The organism is Actinomadura verrucosospora, from assembly GCF_039540335.1.
Lineage (GTDB): Bacteria > Actinomycetota > Actinomycetes > Streptosporangiales > Streptosporangiaceae > Spirillospora > Spirillospora verrucosospora.
The window spans coordinates 43,039-63,717 of sequence record NZ_BAABEV010000009.1; the positions used below are offsets into that span (position 1 = coordinate 43,039).

Consider the following 20,679-nt stretch of genomic DNA (forward strand, 5'->3'; position numbering starts at 1 on the left):
GGCTGGAGCCCTACGAAACGAAGGGGATGCACATGACGACGACTTCTGTGACCGTGCTCGGGCTGGGGCTGATGGGCAGCGCGCTCGCCGAGGCGCTGCTGGCGGACGGGCGGAGCGTGACCGTGTGGAACCGCTCGCGCGCCAAGGCCGAGCCGCTCGTGGCCAGGGGCGCGGTGGAGGCGGAGAGCGCCGCGGCGGCCGTGTCGGCGAGCCCGCTGGTGATCGTGTGCCTGTCGGTGTACGCCAACGCCGGGGAGATCCTCGGCGACGCGGCGGCCGGGCGCACGATCGTCCAGCTCACCAACGGGACGCCCCGGCAGGCGCGCGCCCTGGCCGAGCGCGCCGCCGGACTCGGCGCCCGGTACGTGGACGGCGGCATCATGGCCGTCCCGCCCATGATCGGGCGGCCGGAGGCGCTGATCCTCTACAGCGGCGACCAGGAGGCGTTCGAGGAGCACCGCGAGACCCTCGCGGCGCTCGGCAGGCCCCAGTTCCTCGGCGCCGACCCGGGGCTCGCGCCGCTGTTCGACCTGGCACTGCTGGACGCCATGTACGGCATGATCGCCGGTTTCCAGCACGCCTTCGCGCTCGTCCGGTCGGAGAAGGTCGCGGCCACGGACTTCGAGCCGATGGCCACCGCGTGGCTGACCGCGATGCTGGGCATGCTGCCCGACCAGGCCCGCGCCGTGGAGGCGGGCGACTTCGCCACCACCGTCTCCAGTGTCGCGACCAGCCAGGTGGCCTTCCCCGGCCTGATCGAGACGAGCCGCGACCAGGGCGTGGACCCCGGGTACCTGCTCTCCGTGCGGGACCTGCTCGACCGAGCGGTCGAGGAGGGGTACGGCGAGGACGGCCTCGCCCGCCTGATCACCCTTCTGGAGAACCCGGGGCGGTAGCCGGGTCCGTTGCGAATTGGTGGAGTCTTCATTAACGGTTCGCTGGTCGGCCAGGGGGCGCGCCTACTCTCCCGCCATGCGCCGAACAGCAGCAGCACTCGCGACGGTCCTGACCGCCGGCCTCGCCGCCGGCGTCCAGGCGGCCGCCGCGGCGGAGCCGCCCACCTGCGGCACTCCCGCCGACCACCAGATCGCCGAGATCCAGGGCAGCGGCGGCACGACCCCCCTCGCCGGGCAGACCGTCCGGGTCGAGGGGGTCGTGACCGCCGACTTCCAGCGCGCCGACCAGCTCAAGGGCTTCTTCGTCCAGGACCCGACGCCCGACGCGGACCCGCGGACCTCCGACGGGCTGTTCGTCTACTCGACCACCGACGTCGCGGTCGGCGACCGGGTCCTGGTCACCGGCAAGGCCGTCGAGTACAGCGGGCTCACCGAACTGTCGCCGGTGTCGGCCGTGGACGTGTGCGGCACGGGGAAGGTCGCGCCGACGTCCGTCCGGCTGCCCCTCAAGGGCGGCGCGGGGATGGAGCAGTACGAGGGCATGCTGCTGCGGTTCGGCCAGCGGCTCACCGCCACCGAGACCTACCAGCTCGGACGGTACGGGCAGGTCACCGTCTCCGCGGGCGGCCGCCTCTTCCAGCCGACCGACGGGCACGGCGGCACCCAGGCGGGCAACGACGCGCGGCGGCTCCTCGTCGACGACGGGTCGAACGTGCAGAACCCCGCGACGATCCCCTACACCGACCCCCGCGTCCTGCGGATCGGGGACGCCACGACCGGGCTGACCGGTGTGCTCACCTACCAGTTCGGCGCGTACGCGTTGCAGCCGACCAGGCCCGCGCGGTTCGACGACCGGAACCCGGCGCCGAAGCGGCCGCGGAACGTGGGCGGCGACGTGCGCGTCGCGAGCTTCAACACCCTGAACTGGTTCACGACGCTGGACAGGCGCGGCGCGGACACGACGGAGGAGCAGGAGCGGCAGCTCGCCAAGCTGACCGCCGCGCTGCGGGGCCTGGACGCCGACGTCGTCGGGCTGATGGAGGTCGAGAACAACGGCGACACCGCCGTCGGGGCGATCGTCGACCGGCTGAGCCGGGCGGCGGGCGCGGGAACGTACGCGTGGGTGCGGCACCCCTACCCGGGCACGGACGAGATCCACGTCGCGCTGATCTACCGGCCGTCGAAGGTGACGCCGGTCGGCGACGCGCGCTCGTCGCAGGACCCGGTGTTCGACCGCCCGCCGCTGGTGCAGACGTTCCGCCCCCGCACGGGCGGGACGGCGTTCACCATGATCGTCAACCACTTCAAGTCGAAGGGCTGCGGCGGCGCCGCCGGACCCGACCAGGACCAGGGCGACGGCCAGGGCTGCTACAACGCCCGCCGCGTGTCCCAGGCCAAGGCGGTCGCCGCGCTCGCGGACGGCGTGCCGAACCCGCTCGTGGTCGGCGACCTCAACGCCTACACCGCCGAGGACCCGGTGAAGGCCCTCACCGGCGCCGGGCTCGTCGGGCAGACGCAGCGGTTCGTCCGCCCGAGCCAGCGGTACAGCTACGTCTTCGACGGGCAGTCCGGCGAGCTGGACCACGCGCTCGCGGGCCGGGCGCTGTCGCGGCGCGTGACCGGCGCGACGATCTGGCACGTCAACAGCGACGAGCCGGTGTTCCTCGACTACAACACCGAGTTCAACCCGCCCGCGTTCTACCGGCCGGACGCGTTCCGCTCGTCCGACCACGACCCCGTCCTGCTCGGCCTCGACCTGCGCTGAGCCGCCCCCTCGGGCCGGCCGCCGGAAAAGGGGCGGCCGGCCCTCTCGCGCGCCGAGGTCACCGAGCGTATGATCCAGGTCACATTCCTAGAGATCGGTGCGCTCATGACCGAAGCCGTGTCCGGCGCCGTCCCCGCCTCGGCGTCCGCTCCCCGCCTCGCGTTCGGAATCGGCCCCGACGGCACCTACACCCGGTTCGGGCAGGTCGCCGCCTTCGTCCTCGGACTCCTCACCACGTTCGCGTTCCTGCCCCTGGTCGTGGTCGGCGCCCTGCTGTACACCCGGGCCGAGACCCGGTTCGGGGAGGACCCCGCGCGGGCCCGCACGCTGGTCAACTGGTCGTGGCTCAGCATCACGGCCCCCGTCGTGGTCGCGGTCGTCGCGGTCGTCGCCGTCGCCGCGCTGAAGGGCTAGCGGGAAGAGGACCGGCCCGGGACGGGTTGGCACAGGGTATGACCGTGCGCCTCTCCGTCCTCGATCTCGCCCCTGTCGTGACCGGCTCCACGTCCGGGCAGGCCCTGCGCAACACGCTCGACCTGGCCCGGCACGCCGAGCGGCTCGGCTTCCACCGGTACTGGCTGGCCGAGCACCACGCGATGCCCGGCATCGCCAGCTCGGCGACCGCCGTGCTGATCGGGCAGGTCGCGGCGGCGACCTCCCGGATGCGGGTGGGGTCGGGCGGGGTCATGCTGCCCAACCACGCGCCGATGGTCGTCGCCGAGCAGTTCGGGACGCTGGAGGCGCTGTACCCGGGGCGCATCGACCTCGGCCTCGGCCGGGCGCCCGGCACCGACCAGGCGACCGCGCGGGCGCTGCGCCGGTCCGCCGAGGCGCTGTCGGTCGACGACTTCCCCGAGCAGGTCGTCGAGCTGCGGAACTACTTCGCCGCGGACAGCAAGGTGACCCCCGCCGCAGGGAACGAGCCGCCGGTGTGGCTGCTCGGATCCAGCGGGTACAGCGCGCGGCTCGCCGGCCTGCTCGGCCTGCCGTTCGCGTTCGCGCACCACTTCAGCGCCGAGAACACCGTGCCCGCCCTGACCCTGTACCGGCAGTCGTTCCGTCCCGGCGCGCTGGACGCGCCGTACTCGATGATCGGGGTGTCGGTGACGGCGTCCGACACCGACGAGCGGGCGCGCGAGCTGGCCGCGCCGCAGGCGCTGTCGTTCCTGAGGCTGCGGCAGGGCCGTCCCGGGCTGCTGCCGACGCCGGAGGAGGCCGCGTCCTACCCGTACACGCCGCTGGAACGGCAGATGATCGACGCGCGGCTGGCCGACCAGGTCGTGGGCGGCCCGGACGCCGTCCGCAAGCAGCTGGACGACCTCGTCGGCCGGACCGGCGTCGACGAGGTCATGGTGACCACGCAGGTCTTCGACCACGCCGACCGGCTGCGCTCCTACGACATCCTCGCCGAGCTGTACCCGGAGAACCTCGGCGCGGCGTGACGCGGACCCCGGTCGCCGGCGCGCGGTCCGCGTCTCAGACGCCCTCGGCGGCGTGGACGACGCGGCCGTCGAAGACGGTCATCGCGACCGGCGTGTCCGGGAGGTCGTGCGGGTCGAGGGCGGTCAGGGTGCCGTCCAGGACGGTGACGTCGGCGGCCTTGCCGGGTTCGAGGCTGCCCTTCCAGTCCTCGGCGAAGTCCTGCCACGCGGCGTTGGAGGTGTAGGCGCGCACGGCGTCCGGCAGACCGACGCGCTCCGCGGGCCCGAACGTGCGGCCGCTGGCCCTGGACTCGCGCAGCATCATCGCCGCGATCCCCTGCCGCCAGTTCGGGTAGGTGACGGGGGCGTCGGAGCTCGCGGTGACGGGGATGCCCGCCTCGACCGCCGACCGGACCGGGTACTGGTAGGCGGCCCGTTCGGGGCCGAGCAGCTCCTCCACCTGGTCGGCGATCGTCCACTGGATGGCCGGGTTCATGTTCGCGCCGAAGCCGTGGGCGGCGAGCTTGCGCAGGCTCTGCGTGCCGGGCAGGTCGGCGTGGATGACGTAGTGCCGCGGGTCGTCGCGGGGGTGCTCGACCTGCGCGGCCTCGAAGGCGTCCACCACGGCGTCGAGCGCCCGGTCGCCGGTGACGTGCACGCCGAGCTGGTGTCCCGCGACGTGCGCGAGCCGGACCATCTCGGTCAGCTCCCGGGTCTTCAGCGCGTCGGCGGCGCCGTGCACGCACAGGCACCCGAAGCCGCCGCCGCCCGCGTACTCCTGGTGCATCCAGGCCGTCCTGTTGGGCGGGGTGCCGTCGGCGAAGACCTTGACGCCGAGGACGCGCAGGATGCGCGGGTCCACGTCCCGGGGGACCCGCGCGCTCGCCAGGCCCTCGGCGATCTCGGCGGCCGAGCCGCCCATGCCGGTGAGCAGCAGCAGGACGCCGACCCGGGCGGCCAGGTCGCCGGCGCGGGCCAGCTCGCCGTAGACGTCCAGGGTGAGCTGGGCGGACGCGCCCGCGAACAGGCTCGCGCCGCCGGGTCCGAGGCCCGGCTCGGTGAAGCTGGTGATGCCCTCGCGGTGCAGGACGGCGACGGCCGCCCGGATGGCGCGCTCGACGTCGTCCCGGGTGAAGGGGGGCAGGTGCCGCTGGACCAGGTCCTGCGCGCCCTCGGCGAGCAGGCCGGTCGGGTTGCCCGCGCCGTCGGTGTGGACGACCCCGCCCTCGGGGACGGGGGTGGACGCGTCGACGCCCGCCAGCTCCAGCGCCCGCGAGTTGACCCAGGCGAGGTGGCCGCTGAAGTCCTGGAGGAAGACGGGGTGGGCCGGGGCGACCGCGTCGAGGTCGGCCCGGTCGGGCGTCCGGGCACCGTCGGCGCACTCGGCGAGGTAACCGGTGTCCCAGCCGTTGCCGCGGATCCACTCGCCCTCGGGGATCCGGGACGCCGCGTCCTTGACCGCCGCCTGGACGTCGGCGATCGACCGGACGGCGGGGAACCCCGCGTCCAGGGCCAGGGGCGGGCGGGTGGAGCCGAACGCGCAGGCGTGCAGGTGCGAGTCGTTGACGCCGGGGAGCGCGGTCCGCCCCCGCAGGTCGACGACCTGCGTGCGCGGGCCCGCCAGCGCCCGGATCTCCTCGCTCCCGCCGACCGCGCTGATCGTCCCGCCGGTGATCGCCAAGGCCCGCGCCACGCGGAACCGCGCGTCGGCGGTGAGGACCTCGCCGTCCAGCAGCACCAGGTCCGGCGTCGCCGTCATCTCCGCCCCTTCCTTTGGCCCCAAACGTTCCCGGTGAACGTACGGGGCCGAACGATGGACGGTCAAGACCGGGCGGACAGCGGGATGAAGCGCTCCCCGGGCGTCCGGGCATGCCGGAACCGCCGGCCTCCGGGCGGAGACCGGCGGTCGGCGCCGGCGCCGGTCAGCCCTCGAAGGCCGCCTCCAGGACGTCCAGCCCCTCGACCAGCAGTTCCTCCGGGATGACGAGCGGCGGCAGGAAGCGCAGCACGTTCCCGTACGTCCCGGTCGTCAGCACGAGCAGGCCGTTCTCGTGGCAGGCGCGCGCGATCCGCGCGGTCAGCTCGGGGTCGGGCTCCTTCGTCCCCTCCCGCACCAGCTCGATGGCGATCATCGCGCCGCGCCCGCGCACGTCCCCGATCGCCGGATGCCGCCCGGCGAGGGCGCGCAGCCGGGGCACCATGACCTCCCCGATCCGGCGGGCCCGCTCGGTGAGCTTGCCGTCCTCGATCTCCTCCAGCACGGCGAGCGCCGCCTCGCAGGCGAGCGGGTTGCCGCCGTAGGTGCCGCCGAGCCCGCCGCCGTGCACCTTGTCCATGATGTCGGCGCGCCCGGTGACGGCCGCCAGGGGCAGCCCGCCCGCGATGCCCTTCGCCGTCGCGACCAGGTCGGGGACGATCCCCTCGTGCTCGCAGGCGAACAGGTCGCCGGTCCGCGCGAAGCCCGTCTGCACCTCGTCGGCGACGAACAGGATCCCGTTGGCGCGGCAGAACTCGGCGAGCGCCGGGAGGAACCCGGGCGCGGGCTCGATGAACCCGCCCTCGCCCTGGATCGGCTCGATCAGCAGCGCCGCGACGTTCGTCCCGCCGATCTGCTTGGTGATCTGGTCGATCGCCTGCGCCGCCGCCTCCGGCCCGCAGTTGTCGGGGCCGGTCGGCCACCGGTACGGGTAGGCGAGCGGCATCCGGTACACCTCGGGCGCGTACGGGCCGAACCCCTGCTTGTAGGGCATGTTCTTCGCGGTCAGCGTCATCGTCAGCAGCGTCCGGCCGTGGTAGCCGTGGTCGAACGCCACGACCGCCTGCCGCCCCGTCGCGTACCGGGCGATCTTGACGGCGTTCTCCACCGCCTCGGCGCCGCTGTTGACCAGCAGGGAGCGCTTCTCGTGGTCGCCGGGCGTGATCCGGTTGAGGTTCTCGCACACCGCGACGTAGGACTCGTACGGCGCGACCATGAAGCAGGTGTGGGTGAACCGGTCGGCCTGCGCCTTCACCCGCGCCGCGACCCGCGGGTTGGCGTTGCCGACGTTCGTGACCGCGATCCCGGAGCCGAAGTCGATCAGCGAGTTGCCGTCGGCGTCGACGATCACGCCGCCGTCGGCGTCCGTCACGTACACCGGCAGGACGCTGCCGACGCCGGGCGGCACCGCCGCGAGGCGCCGCTCGTGCAGCGCGCGGGAGCGCGGCCCGGGGATCTCGGTCACGACGCGGCGCTCCTGCGGCAGGCGTGGGCCGCTCGCGCCGGGGAAGGGGTCCTGGCTGGTCATGGCCTGAACATAAGCCGGGCGCCGCCTACGATGAACCGTACGGGACGGCGAAATCCGTCCGGCGAGGTAGACACTTTGCACAGGGATTGACATGCCGCCCACGCTGGCCGCCGTGGCCGCCCTTCCCCAGCTCGGGCTGCGGTCGCTGACCGGACCGCTCCCCGCGACCCCGGTCGTGTGGGTCGCCGTCAGCGAACTGGAGGACCCGACCCCGTTCCTGGAGGGCGGCGAGCTGGTGCTGACCACCGGCATGCGGCTCACCGCCGCGAACGCCGAGGGCTACGTCTCCCGGCTGGTCGCGCGGGGCGTCGCCGGGCTCGGCTTCGCCGTCGGCGTCATCCACGAGACCGTCCCCGCCGGGCTGCTCGCCGCGGCCCGCGACCAGGGCCTCGTGCTGCTGGAGGTACCGCGCCCGACCCCGTTCATCGCGATCGGCAAGGCGGTCTCCCGGGTCCTCGCCGCCGAGTGGTACGAGGACGTGACCCGCGCGTTCCAGGCCCAGCGCGAGCTGACCCGCGCCGCGCTCACCGGCCCCGGCGCGCTGGTCGCCCGGCTGGCCCGGCTCCTCGGCGGGTGGGCGCTGCTGCTGGACGCGTCCGGCGACGTGCGGCACGCCGAGCCCGCCCGCGCCCGCGACCCCACCGGCGACCTCGCGCCCGAGCTGGCCCGGCTGCGGCGCCGCCCCGACGGGGGCGGCCCGGCCGCGAGCATCGCGCTGGCCGTCCCCGACGACCACATCGTCGTGCAGCGCATCGGGCTGGGCGAGCGGCCGCGGGGGTTCCTCGCGGTGGGCGCCGACGCGCCGCTCCCGCCCACCGCGCACACGATCGTGGGCGCCGCCGTGGCCCTGCTGACGCTCCAGTCGGAGACGCCGCGCACCGGGCGCGACCTGCGGGCATCGCTGGCGGCGCTGCTGCTCGGCCGCCCCGGCGAGGGCCCGGCGATCCCGCGCGGGCCCGTCCGGGTACTGGCCTGCGCGGGCGGCGCCGCCGTCCTGGACGCGCTGGAGTCCGACGCGGCCGGGGCGCGGTGCCCGGCGCTGCCGCTCGGCGGGCACATCGCCGTGATCGTGCCGGACGGGGAGCTCGGGACGGTCGAGCGCATCCTGGCGGGCAGCGGTCCGATCGGCGTCAGCGACCCCGCCTCCGGGGACCTGCGCGCCGCGCTGCGGCAGGCCGAGGAGGCCCTCGCGGCGGCCGGGCGCTCGGACCGGGACGTCCTGCACTACTCCCGGCTCCCCGGGCAGGGCGTGCTCGGCCTGATGGACCCCGGCCCCGCGCACGCCTTCGCCGACGCGCTCCTCGCCCCCCTCCGCGCGGAAGGCCTGGTCGGGACCGTGCGGGCCTACGTCGCGGCCAACGGGCACGGGGAGGCGGCGGCGCGTGCGCTCGGCGTCCACCGGCACACGCTGCGGTCGCGGATGCGCAAGGCGGCCGAACTCCTCGGGCGCGACCCCGACGATCCGGCCGTCCGCGCCGAACTGTGGATCGCGCTCGCCATCACGTCCAACGGCGAGGAGCGGATTGGACATCGCGGCGACTCCCAATCGGGCGCGCCGCGGATACCGTGAAACGCATGAACGTGACCCCATTCTGGCTGGCCGGCCGGCCTGAGACCGGTGACGGTGAGCTGACCGTTACGCATCCCTACGACGGCCGCGTGGTCGGGACGGCGGCGGTGCCGACGCCCGCGCAGGTGGAGGAGGCCGTCGCCGCCGCCGACGCCGTCCGCCGGGAGGCGGCGGCGCTGCCGCTGCACGTGCGGGCCGAGGCCCTCGCGCACGTGTCCGCGCGGCTCGCCGAGCGCGCCGAGGAGGTCGCCCGGCTGATCACGGGCGAGAACGGCAAGCCGCTGCTGTGGGCGCGCGGCGAGGTGACGCGCGCCGTCTCCACGTTCCGGTTCGCCGCCGAGGAGGCCCGCCGCATCGCCGCCACGACGCAGCGGCTCGACACCGACCCGGCCGCCGAGGGCCGGATGGCCTACATCACCCGCGTGCCGAAGGGCCCGGTGCTCGGCATCTCGCCGTTCAACTTCCCGCTGAACCTCGCCGCCCACAAGATCGCCCCGGCGATCGCGGCGGGCGCGCCGATCGTCCTCAAGCCCGCCCCCGCCACGCCGCTGTCGGCGCTGCTGCTCGGCGAGCTGCTGGCCGAGACCGACCTGCCCGCCGGGATGTTCTCGGTCCTGCCGGTGCCGAACGACCGGGCCTCCGCCCTGGTCGACGACCCGCGGCTGCCGATCGTGTCGTTCACCGGCTCCGTGCCGGTCGGCTGGGCGATCAACGATCGGGCGCCGCGCAAGCACGTCACCCTCGAACTCGGCGGCAACGGCGCCGCGGTCGTCCTGCCCGACGCCGACCTCGACTGGGCCGCCCAGCGCATCGGCCTGTTCGCCAACTACCAGGCGGGGCAGAGCTGCATCGCCGTCCAGCGCGTCTACGTCGACCGGTCCGTCCTCGACGAGTTCCTGCCGAAGCTGGTCGACACGGTCTCCTCCCTCGTCACCGGCGACCCGTGGGACGACAAGACCCAGGTCGGCCCGCTCGTCGACCAGGCGGCCGCCGAGCGCGTCGAGGCGTGGGTGGACGAGGCCGTCGCGGCGGGCGCGCGCGTGCTCACCGGCGGCACCCGCGAGGGCGCGGCGTACGCGCCGACCGTCCTCGCCGACGTCCCGCCCGACTCCAAGATCGCCCGCGAGGAGGTCTTCGGCCCGGTCATGTTCGTCCAGCCGGTGGACGGCGCCGACGAGGCGTTCGCCCTCGTCAACGACTCCACGTTCGGCCTCCAGGCGGGCGTGTTCACCCGGAGCCTGGACGTGGCGTTCCGCGCCCACCGCGAGCTGGACGTGGGCGGCGTCGTGATCGGCGACGTCCCGTCCTACCGCGCCGACCAGATGCCCTACGGCGGCGTGAAGGACTCGGGCGTCGGCCGCGAGGGGCTGCGGTCGGCGATCGCCGACTACACCGAGGAGAAGGTCATGATCCTCACAGGTCTGCCCCTCTAGCCGCGGCCGCGGGGCCCCGCGCGGAGCCGGGCGCGCGGGGCCCCGCGTACAGCCCGGTGCGCAGGGCCCCGGCCGCCTCGGACGCCGCCTCCCGGAACCGCCCGCCGAGCGACCACATGTTCGCGAACCCGTGGATGAGGTCCTCCTGCCGCCGCAGGGCGACGGGCACGCCCGCCTCGCGCAGCCGCTCGGCGAACTCCTCCCCCTCGTCCCGCAGCGGGTCGAACCCGGCGGTGACGAGGTAGGTGGGCGGGAAGCCGGAGAGGTCCTCGGCGACCAGCGGCGAGGCGGCCGGCTCGGCGCGCCGCGCCTCCGGGCAGTAGTGGTCGCTGAACCACGTCATGTCTTCGTCGGTCAGGTAGAACCCTTCGGCGAACAGGTCCCGGGACCGCCGCAGCACGGCCATGTCGACCGCCGGGTAGTACAGCAGCGCGAAGTCCGGCGTCCGCCGCGCCGTCAGCCCCACCACCGCCGCGAGGTTGCCGCCGGCGCTGTCGCCCCCGACCGCGACGGCTCCCGGGTCGGCGCCGAGGTCGCCGGCGTGGGACGCCGCGTACTCGTAGGCGGCCAGGGCGTCGTCGGCCGCCGCCGGGTACGGGTGCTCGGGCGCGAGACGGTAGTCCACCGACAGCACCCGCACCTCCGCGTGCACGGCGAGATACCGGCACACCGTGTCGTGGGTGTCGAGGCTCCCGATGACCCAGCCGCCGCCGTGGTAGAAGACGAGCAGCGGCGACCCCTCCGCGAGGCCCTTCGGCGTGTAGAGCCGCGCCGGCACGCCGCCCGCGTCCACGTCCCGCGTCCGGACGGGGCGCGCCGGCACCTTAGGCAGGTACGCCTGCCCTCGGGCGATCCCGCGCCGCGCGTCCTCGACCGTGCCCCCCGCCAGCCTCCGCTCGCCCTCCAGCCGCATCATCGCGAGCAGCAGCTGCGCGTCCAGCGCCAGCTCCTGCCCGTCCCGCCGGACCGGCGCCCCGGCGACGAGCCGCTTCACCGGCCCCGGCAGCGCGAACACGGCGCGGAGCACGGCCCCGGTCACCCCCGGCGGCACCTTCTCGGTCAACGACGCCACACCAGCCTCCAGCCCTCGGGTCCCGGACACCGTACTCTCCAGTAGCCGGGCGGCACAGCCCCGGGCGCGAGCGCGTGTGACCACCTGGTCGTACGGGCCCGGTCAGAGGTGGTAGGCGTACTCGCGGAACTCCCAGTCGGTGACGTGGCGCCGGAATCGCGCGACCTCGTCCCGCTTGTAGGCCAGGAACGCGGTCGCGAACTCCCGGCCGAGCACCTCGGTGAGCGCCTCGTCGGCGGCGAGCGCGTCGAGCGCCGCGGGCAGGTCAGCGGGCAGGACGGGCGCCTTCGCGGCGTCGTAGCCGTAGCCCTCCAGCGGCGGCGGCGCGGACGCCTTGTCGCGGATCCCCAGGTAGACGGCCGCGATCAGGCCGGCGACGCCCAGGTAGGGATTGGCGGAGGCGTCCCCGAGGCGCACCTCCAGCCGGGCCGCGGCGCCGCGCTCGGGCGGGATCCGGAGCATGGCGCTGCGGTTGTCCAGGCCCCAGTCGATCAGCCAGGGGGCGAGGCTGTCCGGGCCGAACCGCTTGTAGGAGTTGATCGTGGGGTTCAGCAGCGCGGCCAGGGCCGGGGCGTGCTCCAGCACCCCGGCGATCGCGTGGTGGGCGGTCTCGGACAGCCCGTCCGGCCCCCCGCCCTCGAAGACGTTGCGCCCGTCCGCCTCCAGGCAGGAGAGGTGGACGTGGAAGCCGGAGCCGCCGTCGTCGTTGAACGGCTTGGCCATGAAGGTGGCGAGCCGGCCGTCCAGCCGGGCGATCTCCTGGACGGCCGCCTTGAACCGGAACGCGCGGTCGGCGGCGTCGAGCGCGCCGGAGTGCGCGAGGTTGATCTCGAACTGGCCGCCGCCGAACTCGTGGTTGCCCATCGTGACGCCGAGGCCGAGGTCGCGCAGGTGCCGGAGCGTGCGCAGCAGGTGCCCGTCCGGGTCGCCCTTGCGGCCGGCGGTGTAGACGTTGCCGGGCGCGTCCCCGTACCGGCGCCAGCCGGTGGGCGAGGACGGGTCGGGCTCGCAGAGGTAGTACTCCAGCTCGGGTCCGGCGACGGCCTCCAGCCCGAGTTCCCGCAGCTTCCCGATCGCCCGCCGCAGCACCTCCCGGGGCCCCTCGGGGCACGGCTCGCGGCTTCCGGGCTCGCACGCGTCGCCGATGCAGGACGCGACGCCGTCCTCCCAGGGGACGGCGGCGAGCGTCGACAGGTCGGGCCGCACGCAGATGTCGGGGAGTCCGGCGTCCAGCCCGCCCGGCACCTCGACGGTGTCGCCGCCCGGGGTCGTGTGGAAGACCGCCCGGCAGAACGACAGGCCGTGCTCGACCGCCTGGGGCAGCCGCTCGACGAGCACGTCCCGGGCGCGCTCGACGCCGATCAGGTCGGTGTAGGACACCCGGACCACGTCGATCCCGTCGGCGGCCAGCCGCTTCACCACGTCCTCGACCGGTCGGCTCACGGGCGCTCCCCTCAGATCATTTGGGACCAAACCATATGGCGGGCGGCGGTCCCTGGCAAGGGTCGCGGCGAGAGGACCCGGACCACGGGGCGAGGTGGCGGAACCGGACGCCGCCGGCATATCGTATGGGCCCAAACGAATGGAGGTACGTGGTGGCGACCGTGCGAGGCTTCCTGCACCCCAAGACCGCGACGGGGCGCTCGTCGCTCGTCCCGAGCCCGCCGTGGCACTACTCGGGCGACCTGCTCACGGTCGAGTACCGCACCGACCCGGCCCGCGTGGCCGAGCTGCTGCCCGCGCCGCTGTCCCCCGCCCCGGACGACCCGGGCGCCGTCGCGCTCATCTGGGCCGACTGGCAGTCCTGCGCGGAGTCCGGCGAGGAGCTGCTGGACCCCGTCCGGGCGCAGTACAAGGAGTGCTTCGCCGTCGTCCGCTGCTCGTTCGAGGGACGCACCTACTCGCGCTGCGTCCACATCTGGGTCGACAAGGACTTCGCCATCGCGCGGGGCCTGCACCAGGGCTACCCGAAGAAGCTCGGCTCGATCCACCAGACCCGCCCGCACCCCTACGGCCGGGCCGCGCCCCGCATCGCCGCGGGCGAGCGGTTCGGCGCCACCCTCGCCGCCGCCGACCGCCGCCTGGCCGAAGCGGTGGTCACGCTGCACGGACCGTCCGAGACGAACGGCTTCGTCAACGGGCACCCGATGGCCCACCACCGCTTCCTGCCGTCCATCGAGCCGGGCGGCGCCCCGTCCCTGGACGAGCTGATCGAGTCGGGCGCCTCCTCCTTCGAGGCGGGCCAGGCGTGGAAGGGCGAGGCCGACCTGCGCCTGTTCGACTCCCCCACCGAGGAGCTGTCACGCCTGACGGTCGAGGAGCCCATCGCCGCCTACTACCGCCAGGTGGGCGTGGTGTGGGACGGCGGCCGCCGCCTGGCCTGACCGTCAGGACGCGCGTGTCCGGCGCCGCCAGTAGGCGAGCGTGACGGCGGCGAGCAGCGGCCCCCACGCCACCAGCGGCGCGTAGGCGACGACGCCGAGCACGCCCTGCCAGTCGTGGAAGTGGATGGGGAAGCCCTCGGGCAACGGGCGCCCCTGGATGGTCTCCTGGAACACCAGGCAGTTCACGACGGAGGCCGTCCACATCGGGGTCAGGATCGCGGCGCCCACGAGACCTGGGACCACGGCGGCCGCGACCGGCACGCGCCGTCCCCGGAGGCCCGGCACCCACCGCGGGAACACCTCTCCCCAGCCGGCGACCATCCCGACGGCGGTGAACGCCACCGCCTCCGACAGGATCGACAGCAGCACCACGTACGCCTCCAGCGGCACCCAGCCGGGAAGGTCGCCTTTCGCGGTCCCCGTGTCCAGGCCGTCGCCGCTGAGGATCGGCAGGTGGAGGGCGAAGGCGGCGATCCGCCACAGTCCCGACGGCAGGACGGTGAACGGCACGGCCAGGGCCGCGATCCGCGCCCAGCGCGGGACGCCCGCGACCGGCGCGTGCGCGGCTTCCCAGCCCGCGCGCAGCCGCGCGAACGGAACCGATGGCGTGCTCGCAAGGGTCATGGCCCCACCCTCGCGCCCGCCCCGGCCGCGTTGATCACCCGCGGGCGCCACGCCCCTCCCCCGCACGGGGGAATCCCGGAACGGGGTCACGGGGATCGTACGGAGTCGAACGACCGCCGACGGGAGTAGATTCGCCTTCGGTCCGCCGGAGGCGCGCGAGCGGGCCGGCGCCGGACCCTACGGGAGGACGCACGTGACCGGGCACCACACCCTGCAAGAGACCGAGCAGGCCATCCAGCGGCGGCTCGGGGACGTCCCGCTGCGGCACGACGCGATGATGGCGGTGTCCAACATCTACCGCGCCGCCGCCGCGATCCGGCAGCACTTCGAGAGCTCGGTCCTGCGCGGCGCCGACCTGACGTGGACGTCGTTCGTCGTCCTGTGGGTGGTGTGGATCTGGGACGAGATGGAGACGCGGCACGTCGCCGAGGAGGCCGGGATCTCCAAGGGCACGCTCACCGGGGTCGTGAAGACGCTGGAGGGGCGCGGCCTGATCGAGCGCGGCTCGCACGCGACGGACGGGCGGCTGGTCCTGCTGCGGCTGACCGGCAAGGGGCAGGAGCTGATGCGGGAGATGTTCCCCGCGTTCAACGCCGAGGAGGCGTTCGTGGTGGAGGGGCTGAGCGGCGAGGAGAACCGCGCCCTCGCCGGGACGCTCCGGTCGGTGGTCGAGCACCTGGAGGAGGAGGGCGAGGAGCGGCGGGCCGCGCTGCGCGAGCAGTCGCCGCCGCCGCCCCGGCGCTCGGGCCGCCGCTCGCGCGCCTGACGCCCTCCCGCTCACCCGCGCGGCGGGCGGACGCCCCGGAACTCCCAGTCTCCGCCGAACGCGGTGGAGACGACCTCCTCGGACTCGGTGGGCTGCGCGCCGCAGTCGTCCCGCACGGGGACGGGCCCGCCGACGATGTGGTTGCGGAGCCGTCCGAGCCCCTCGGCCTCGACCTCGACGACGTCGCCGGGCCGGACGGGACGCGAGTTCGCCGGCGTGCCGGACAGCAGCACGTCCCCCGGATACAGCGTGATGGTGCGGGCGATGTCGGCGACGAGGTAGTGCATGTCCCACTCCATCTCGTCGGTGCTGCCGTCCTGCACGAGCTCGCCGTTCACGTACGTGCGCAGGTACTTGCCGCGGAAGTTCCAGTCGGTGACCAGGCCCGGCCCCAGGGGGCACAGAGTGTCGGAGCCCTTCACGCGCAGCATCGAGCCCGCGTCGGTGTCGCGGAAGTCGTGCAGGCCGTAGTCGTTCGCGACCGTGTAGCCGGCGATGTGGGCGCCGGCCTCCTGGGGGGAGACGTTGCGGGCCGTCCGGCCGATGACGATCGCGATCTCGCCCTCGTAGTTCAGGTACCGGCACCGCTCCGGGCGGACGACGGCGCCGCCGTGCGCGTTCAGCGCCGAGACCGGCTTGTGGAAGTAGGTCGGCGCGGGCGGCAGTTCCGTCCGGAACTCCTCCACCCGGCTGCGGTGGTTGAGGTGCACCGCGACCACCTTCGACGGCTCGCACGGCGGCAGGTGGACGGCGTCGGCCGCCCGCACCCGGCGGCCGTCCGCGGCGAGGAGGTCGTCACCGTCCCGGACGACCTGGGTCGCGGCGCCCTCCAGCAGGATTCTCCGATACTCGGTCATCAGGCCGTCCATCCGTTCGCGGGGCGGTCGAACCAGATGTGCACCTGGCCCGTTCCGACGGAGTTCTCGTAGTCGCTGTAGAGGCGCCCGGGGGCGGTGCAGGCGTGCTCGCCGAGGGCGCCGATCATCATGAGGTAGTGGCCGAAGCGGGCCTCGGGCCTGAAGGCCAGGAACTCCGGCATGGTGTCGAGGACGCGGGCGTGGTCGCCGTTCCCGAGCCAGGCGATGCGCTGCTCGTCGGCGGCCCGCGCCTGCGGCGTGAAGATGTGCTCGGGGCCGGACGCCTCGTGGTCGCGGATCACGCGCAGCGGCCAGAAGGTGTGCGACAGCGCGCCGGAGGCGATCAGCAGGACGCGCCGGCCGGTCGCGGCGACGGCGTCGCCGAGGGCGCGGCCGAGGCGCAGGAAGTCCTCGGTGTCGGCGGTCTGGCACACGCCGATCGAGATCCACCGCTTCCCCGGCACGCCCAGGTAGGGGTCGTCGCGGACGCCGAGGTGCGTCCACAGGTTGACGGTCGCGTAGTAGATCGGCAGGTGGGGGTCGTCGATCGGGGTGATGTACGTCCCGTGCCTGCCGGCGTAGCGCGCCACCGCGCGGGCCAGCTCGGGGTCGCCGGGGATGTCGTAGGGCATGCGGCACATGCCGCGCGGCAGTTCCTCGGACGTGTAGAGCCCGGCGCGGCGGTCCTGCGCCGTGGTGACGAACTCGACGGTGGTGGCCCAGTGCGAGTCGAGGACGACGACCGTGTCGTAGTCGTCCCGCTCGAAGACGTCCGCGCGGAGCCTGCGCAGGCCGGAGACGAGCGTGGTGTCCTCGCCGCCGTTCAGCTCGCGGCGCGTGGCCTCGGGCAGCACGATCGTGGGGACGTGCGAGAGGAGCCCCGCGCCGACTACCTCGCCCATGGCGCCGTCACCGTGTTCTTCAGGTCGCAGTAGAAGTCGAAGCTCCAGTCGCCGCCCTCGCGCCCGACCCCCGACTGCCGGGACCCGCCGAACGGGGCCCGCAGGTCGCGGACGAAGAAGCAGTTGACCCACACCGTCCCGGCCACGAGCCGCCCGGTGACGCGCCGCGCGCGCTCCGGGTCACCCGTGGCGAGGGTGGCGGCGAGGCCGAACCGGGTGCCGTTCGCCATGGCGACGGCCTGGTCCTCGGAGTCGAAGGTCTGGAGGGTGAGGACGGGCCCGAAGACCTCCTCGGTGAGGATCTCCGCTCCCTCGGGGGCGCCGGTGAACAGCGTGGGCCGGTAGTAGAGGCCGCCCAGGTCGTCGTTCGGGCCCCCGCCGAGGAGGGCGCGGGCCCCGGCGTCCTTGGCGCGCCGGACGAATCCGTCCACCCGTTCGAGGTGGCGGCGGTGGATCTGCGGGCCGACGTCGGTGGACTCGTCGCGGGGGTCGCCCTGCCGGAGCCTGGACGCCTTCTCGACGAACCGCGCGGTGAACTCGTCCGCGACGGACGACTCGACGAGCAGCCGGGTGCCCGCGAGGCACACCTGGCCCGCGTTGTCGTACTGCTCGATGGCGAGGTCGGCGGCCAGGTCGAGGTCGGCGTCGGCGAAGACGAGCAGCGGCGACTTGCCGCCCAGCTCCAGCGACAGCGGCGTCAGGTTCGCCGCGGCCGCGGCCGCGATCGTGCGGGCCGTGGGCACCGAGCCGGTGAAGCTGATCCGCCGCACGTCGGGGTGCGCGGTGAGCGGCCCGCCGACCTCCGCGCCGTAGCCCTGGACGACGTTGAGCACCCCGTCCGGCAGCCCCGCCTCGGCGGCGACGTCGGCCAGCAGGGACGCGGTGAGCGGCGTCCACTCGGCGGGCTTCAGCACGACGGTGTTCCCGGCGGCCAGGGCGGGCGCGATCTTCCAGGTGGCGAGCATCAGCGGCGCGTTCCACGGGGTGATGAGCGCGCAGACGCCCGCCGGGTTCCAGCTGACGTGGTTGGTGTGCCCGCGGGTGTCGAAGTCGTCGTGGCCGAGGCCGAGCAGCCGGTCGGCGAAGAACCGGAAGTTGTGCGCGACGCGGGGCATGACGCCGCGCCGGTGGGAGCGGACGAGCGCCCCGTTGTCGGCCGTCTCGACCCGGGCGAGCTCCTCGGCGCGCTTCTCCACGCCGTCGGCGACGGCGTGCAGCAGCCGCGCCCGCTCGTCCCTGCCCGTCCGGGCCCAGGCGGGGAACGCCCGGCGCGCGGCGGCGACCGCCGCGTCCACCTCGGCCGGACCGCCCCGCGCGATCTCGGCGATCGGCCGCTCGTCGATCGGGGAGACGTCGGTGAACACCGCGGCGGAGGCGGCGCGCTCACCGCCGATCCAGTGCCCGGTCTCGACGGCGACGCCCGCGACTGTTGCCATCGCTGCGTACCTCCAGTTTGTTTGGCCCCAAATAATCTAGGAAGCGGGGATGGCGGCGGTCAAGCCGTCCCGGCTATTGTTCGGGACCAAACGACTTGAGGGAGGGTCCGTGCCCGACGTCCCCTACGAGGAATGGCGCGCCCGCGCCGCCGGGCTCGCCCCGCACACCGGCCACCACATCGACGGGAAGTCCACCGGCTCCGGCTCGGTCCCCGTCGTGGCGCCCCGCGACGGGGCGACGATCGCGCACGTCGCGTCGGGCGGGGCGGCGGAGGTGGACGCGGCCGTCGCCGCCGCGCGCCGCGCCTTCGACACCGGCCCCTGGCCCCGCCTCGCGCCCGCCGAGCGCAAGGCCGCCCTCCTGCGCTGGGCCGGCCTCGTCGAACGCGACCGCGCGACGCTCGCCCTGCTGGTCAGCCTGGAGATGGGCAAGCCGATCTCCGAGGCGTACGGGATCGAGCTGCGCGCCGTCGCCGGCTGCCTGCGCTGGTACGCCGAGATCGCCGACAAGCGGCTGGACGAGGCCCCCCGCACCCCCTCCTCGTCCCTGGCCCTGGTGAGCCGCGAACCCGCCGGCGTCGTCGCGGCCGTCGTCCCGTGGAACTTCCCGCTGACGATGGCCGCCTGGAAGATCGCCCCGGCGCTGGCCGCGGGCTGCACGGTCGTGCTGAAGCCCGCCGAGGAGTCGCCGCTGTCGGCGCTGCACCTGGCCGCGCTCGCCGCCGAGGCGGGCCTGCCGCCCGGGGCGTTCAACGTCGTCAACGGCCCCGGCGAGACCGCGGGCCGCGCCCTCGGCGAGCACCCGTCCGTCGACGTCCTGGCGTTCACCGGCTCCACCGAGGTGGGGCGGCACTTCCTGCGCTACGCCGCCGCCTCCAACCTCAAGCGCGTCTGGCTCGAACTCGGCGGCAAGTCGCCCAACATCATCCTTCCGGACGCCCCGGACCTGGACGCCGCCGCCGACACGGCCGCCTGGGGGATCTTCTTCAACGCCGGCGAGATGTGCACGGCCCCGTCCCGGCTGCTCGTCCACCGCTCGGTCGCCTCCCGCGTCCTGGACCGGGTCGTCGCCCGCGCCGAGTCGCTCCGGATGGGCGACCCGCTCGACCCCGCCACCGAGATGGGCCCGCTGGTCTCGCCCGCCCACCACGCCCGCGTCGTGTCGCACGTGGAGGCGGCCCGCGCGGACGGCGCCCGCGTGCGCGCCGGCGGGCGCGCCGACGGCCGGTTCATGGCCCCCACCGTGTTCGACCGGGTCGACCCGGGGATGCGGATCGCGCGCGAGGAGGTCTTCGGGCCCGTCCTGGCCGTCCTGGAGTTCGACGACGTCGACGAGGCGGTCGGCCTGGCCAACGACACCGACTACGGCCTCGCCGCCGCCGTCTGGACCTCCGACCTCTCGACGGCGCACCGCGTCTCCCGCGCCCTGCGCGCCGGGACGGTCTGGGTGAACTGCTACGAGGAGGGCGACATGAGCGTCCCGTTCGGCGGCGTCAAGCTCTCGGGCCACGGCCGCGACAAGTCCCTGCACGCCATGGACAAGTACACCGACCTCAAGACGACGTGGATCGAGCTGTGAGGCCCCTCATCGCGCTTCCCGCCCGGTTCTCCGCGAGCGCCTCGGCCCTGCGGCACCGGGCCGAGGTCGCGTCCCGGTCCCTGGTCGAGGCGGTGCACCGGGCGGGCGGCGAACCGTTCCTCATGCACCCGGCCTCGCCGTTCGACCCGTCCCGGCTGGAGCGCTGCGACGGCGTGCTGCTGCCCGGCGGCGGCGACCTGCACCCCCGCCGCTACGGGGCCGCGTCCGCGCACGAGGCCCTGTACGACGTGGACGACGAGCAGGACGCCTTCGACCTCGCCCTGGCCGCCCACGCCCTGGACGCGGGCCTGCCGACCCTCGCCGTCTGCCGCGGCCTCCAGGTGGTGAACGCGGTGCTCGGCGGCACCCTCCACCAGCACATGGAGCCCGACCACCGGCACCGGGTCCACCCCGTGCCGGTCAGGCCCGGCACCCTGCTCGCCAAGACCCTCGACGCCGAGGAGACCGTCGTGTCCTGCTACCACCACCAGTCGGTCGCGGCCCTCGCCCCGGCCCTGGCCCCCACCGCCCGCGCCGCCGACGGCACCGTCGAGGCCGCCGAGCTCGCGGAAGCGCGGGCGTGGTTCCTGGGCGTCCAGTGGCATCCCGAGGACACCGCCGCCACCGACCGCGCCCAGCAGGCGCTCTTCACGGCCCTGGTCCAGGCGTCCGCCCGGCGGTGACCGCCGC

Annotated in this window: 18 protein-coding genes; 10 read left to right on the forward strand and 8 right to left on the reverse strand. The window is 74.7% G+C overall.

Annotated features, from left to right (window positions below; translation table 11 throughout):
* The first annotated feature begins 32 nt into the window (after positions 1-32).
* The 4 genes from ABD944_RS12895 to ABD944_RS12910 all read left to right on the forward strand — a co-directional run bounded on the left by ABD944_RS12895 (position 33) and on the right by ABD944_RS12910 (position 4,103).
* Complete coding sequence (locus tag ABD944_RS12895) at positions 33-896, forward strand: NAD(P)-dependent oxidoreductase (RefSeq protein ID WP_345175692.1); 864 nt, start codon at positions 33-35, stop codon at positions 894-896.
* A gap of 76 nt (positions 897-972) precedes the next feature.
* Entirely contained in the window at positions 973-2,661 is a 1,689-nt protein-coding gene (locus ABD944_RS12900) for an ExeM/NucH family extracellular endonuclease (RefSeq protein WP_345175693.1), read from the forward strand.
* Between the two features lie 105 nt (positions 2,662-2,766).
* Positions 2,767-3,075, forward strand: a complete 309-nt coding sequence (locus tag ABD944_RS12905) for a hypothetical protein (protein WP_345175695.1) — start codon at positions 2,767-2,769, stop codon at positions 3,073-3,075.
* Positions 3,076-3,113: 38 nt separating this feature from the next.
* On the forward strand, positions 3,114-4,103 hold the full coding sequence (locus tag ABD944_RS12910) for an LLM class flavin-dependent oxidoreductase (RefSeq protein WP_345175697.1): 990 nt from the start codon (positions 3,114-3,116) through the stop codon (positions 4,101-4,103).
* 34 nt (positions 4,104-4,137) lie between these two features.
* Here ABD944_RS12910 and ABD944_RS12915 read toward each other — a convergent pair whose 3' ends face one another.
* Positions 4,138-5,841 (reverse strand): amidohydrolase, encoded by a 1,704-nt coding sequence (locus ABD944_RS12915; RefSeq protein ID WP_345175700.1) that lies wholly within the window; start codon positions 5,839-5,841, stop codon positions 4,138-4,140.
* Positions 5,842-6,004: 163 nt separating this feature from the next.
* Positions 6,005-7,366, reverse strand: a complete 1,362-nt coding sequence (gabT, locus tag ABD944_RS12920; RefSeq protein ID WP_345175702.1) for a 4-aminobutyrate--2-oxoglutarate transaminase — start codon at positions 7,364-7,366, stop codon at positions 6,005-6,007.
* Positions 7,367-7,457: 91 nt separating this feature from the next.
* Here gabT and ABD944_RS12925 point away from each other — a divergent pair, with 91 nt between their 5' ends.
* Together ABD944_RS12925 and ABD944_RS12930 are read left to right on the forward strand one after the other, a co-directional pair.
* Entirely contained in the window at positions 7,458-8,936 is a 1,479-nt protein-coding gene (locus ABD944_RS12925) for a PucR family transcriptional regulator ligand-binding domain-containing protein (RefSeq protein ID WP_345175703.1), read from the forward strand.
* A gap of 5 nt (positions 8,937-8,941) precedes the next feature.
* Positions 8,942-10,369 (forward strand): aldehyde dehydrogenase family protein, encoded by a 1,428-nt coding sequence (locus ABD944_RS12930; protein ID WP_345175704.1) that lies wholly within the window; start codon positions 8,942-8,944, stop codon positions 10,367-10,369.
* Here the strand turns inward: ABD944_RS12930 and ABD944_RS12935 are convergent.
* A complete protein-coding gene (locus ABD944_RS12935; RefSeq protein ID WP_345175705.1) occupies positions 10,350-11,441 on the reverse strand; it encodes an alpha/beta hydrolase in 1,092 nt (363 codons plus the stop codon). The genes ABD944_RS12930 and ABD944_RS12935 overlap by 20 nt on opposite strands.
* Before the next feature lie 102 nt (positions 11,442-11,543).
* Positions 11,544-12,884 (reverse strand): glutamine synthetase family protein, encoded by a 1,341-nt coding sequence (locus ABD944_RS12940; RefSeq protein WP_345175706.1) that lies wholly within the window; start codon positions 12,882-12,884, stop codon positions 11,544-11,546.
* A 152-nt stretch (positions 12,885-13,036) separates the two neighbouring features.
* On the opposite strand from ABD944_RS12940, the gene ABD944_RS12945 reads away from it, so the two are divergent.
* Positions 13,037-13,825 carry an acetoacetate decarboxylase family protein gene (locus ABD944_RS12945; RefSeq protein ID WP_345175708.1) on the forward strand — a complete coding sequence of 263 codons (789 nt, stop codon included), beginning with the start codon at positions 13,037-13,039 and terminating at the stop codon, positions 13,823-13,825.
* 3 nt (positions 13,826-13,828) lie between these two features.
* Here the strand turns inward: ABD944_RS12945 and ABD944_RS12950 are convergent, their stop codons facing one another.
* On the reverse strand, positions 13,829-14,449 hold the full coding sequence (locus tag ABD944_RS12950) for a hypothetical protein (protein WP_345175710.1): 621 nt from the start codon (positions 14,447-14,449) through the stop codon (positions 13,829-13,831).
* 193 nt (positions 14,450-14,642) lie between these two features.
* On the opposite strand from ABD944_RS12950, the gene ABD944_RS12955 reads away from it, so the two are divergent.
* Entirely contained in the window at positions 14,643-15,215 is a 573-nt protein-coding gene (locus tag ABD944_RS12955) for a MarR family winged helix-turn-helix transcriptional regulator (RefSeq protein ID WP_345175712.1), read from the forward strand.
* 11 nt (positions 15,216-15,226) lie between these two features.
* On the opposite strand, the gene ABD944_RS12960 is transcribed toward ABD944_RS12955, so the two are convergent.
* Genes ABD944_RS12960 through ABD944_RS12970 form a run of 3 tightly spaced genes read right to left on the reverse strand, consistent with a single transcriptional unit; the run spans position 15,227 to position 18,410 of the window.
* A complete protein-coding gene (locus ABD944_RS12960) occupies positions 15,227-16,072 on the reverse strand; it encodes a fumarylacetoacetate hydrolase family protein (RefSeq protein ID WP_345175713.1) in 846 nt (281 codons plus the stop codon).
* Positions 16,072-16,974, reverse strand: coding sequence for a DODA-type extradiol aromatic ring-opening family dioxygenase (locus ABD944_RS12965; RefSeq protein ID WP_345175714.1), 903 nt, complete (start codon positions 16,972-16,974; stop codon positions 16,072-16,074). Before ABD944_RS12965 ends, ABD944_RS12960 begins: the two co-directional genes overlap by 1 nt.
* Positions 16,962-18,410 carry an aldehyde dehydrogenase gene (locus tag ABD944_RS12970; RefSeq protein WP_345175716.1) on the reverse strand — a complete coding sequence of 483 codons (1,449 nt, stop codon included), beginning with the start codon at positions 18,408-18,410 and terminating at the stop codon, positions 16,962-16,964. The genes ABD944_RS12965 and ABD944_RS12970 overlap by 13 nt, the downstream gene beginning before the upstream one ends.
* 109 nt (positions 18,411-18,519) lie before the next feature.
* On the opposite strand from ABD944_RS12970, the gene ABD944_RS12975 reads away from it, so the two are divergent.
* Both ABD944_RS12975 and ABD944_RS12980 read left to right on the forward strand, forming a co-directional pair.
* Entirely contained in the window at positions 18,520-19,989 is a 1,470-nt protein-coding gene (locus ABD944_RS12975; RefSeq protein WP_345175718.1) for an aldehyde dehydrogenase family protein, read from the forward strand.
* Positions 19,986-20,672 carry a gamma-glutamyl-gamma-aminobutyrate hydrolase family protein gene (locus ABD944_RS12980; protein ID WP_345175719.1) on the forward strand — a complete coding sequence of 229 codons (687 nt, stop codon included), beginning with the start codon at positions 19,986-19,988 and terminating at the stop codon, positions 20,670-20,672. The genes ABD944_RS12975 and ABD944_RS12980 overlap by 4 nt, the downstream gene beginning before the upstream one ends.
* Positions 20,673-20,679 lie beyond the last annotated feature (7 nt).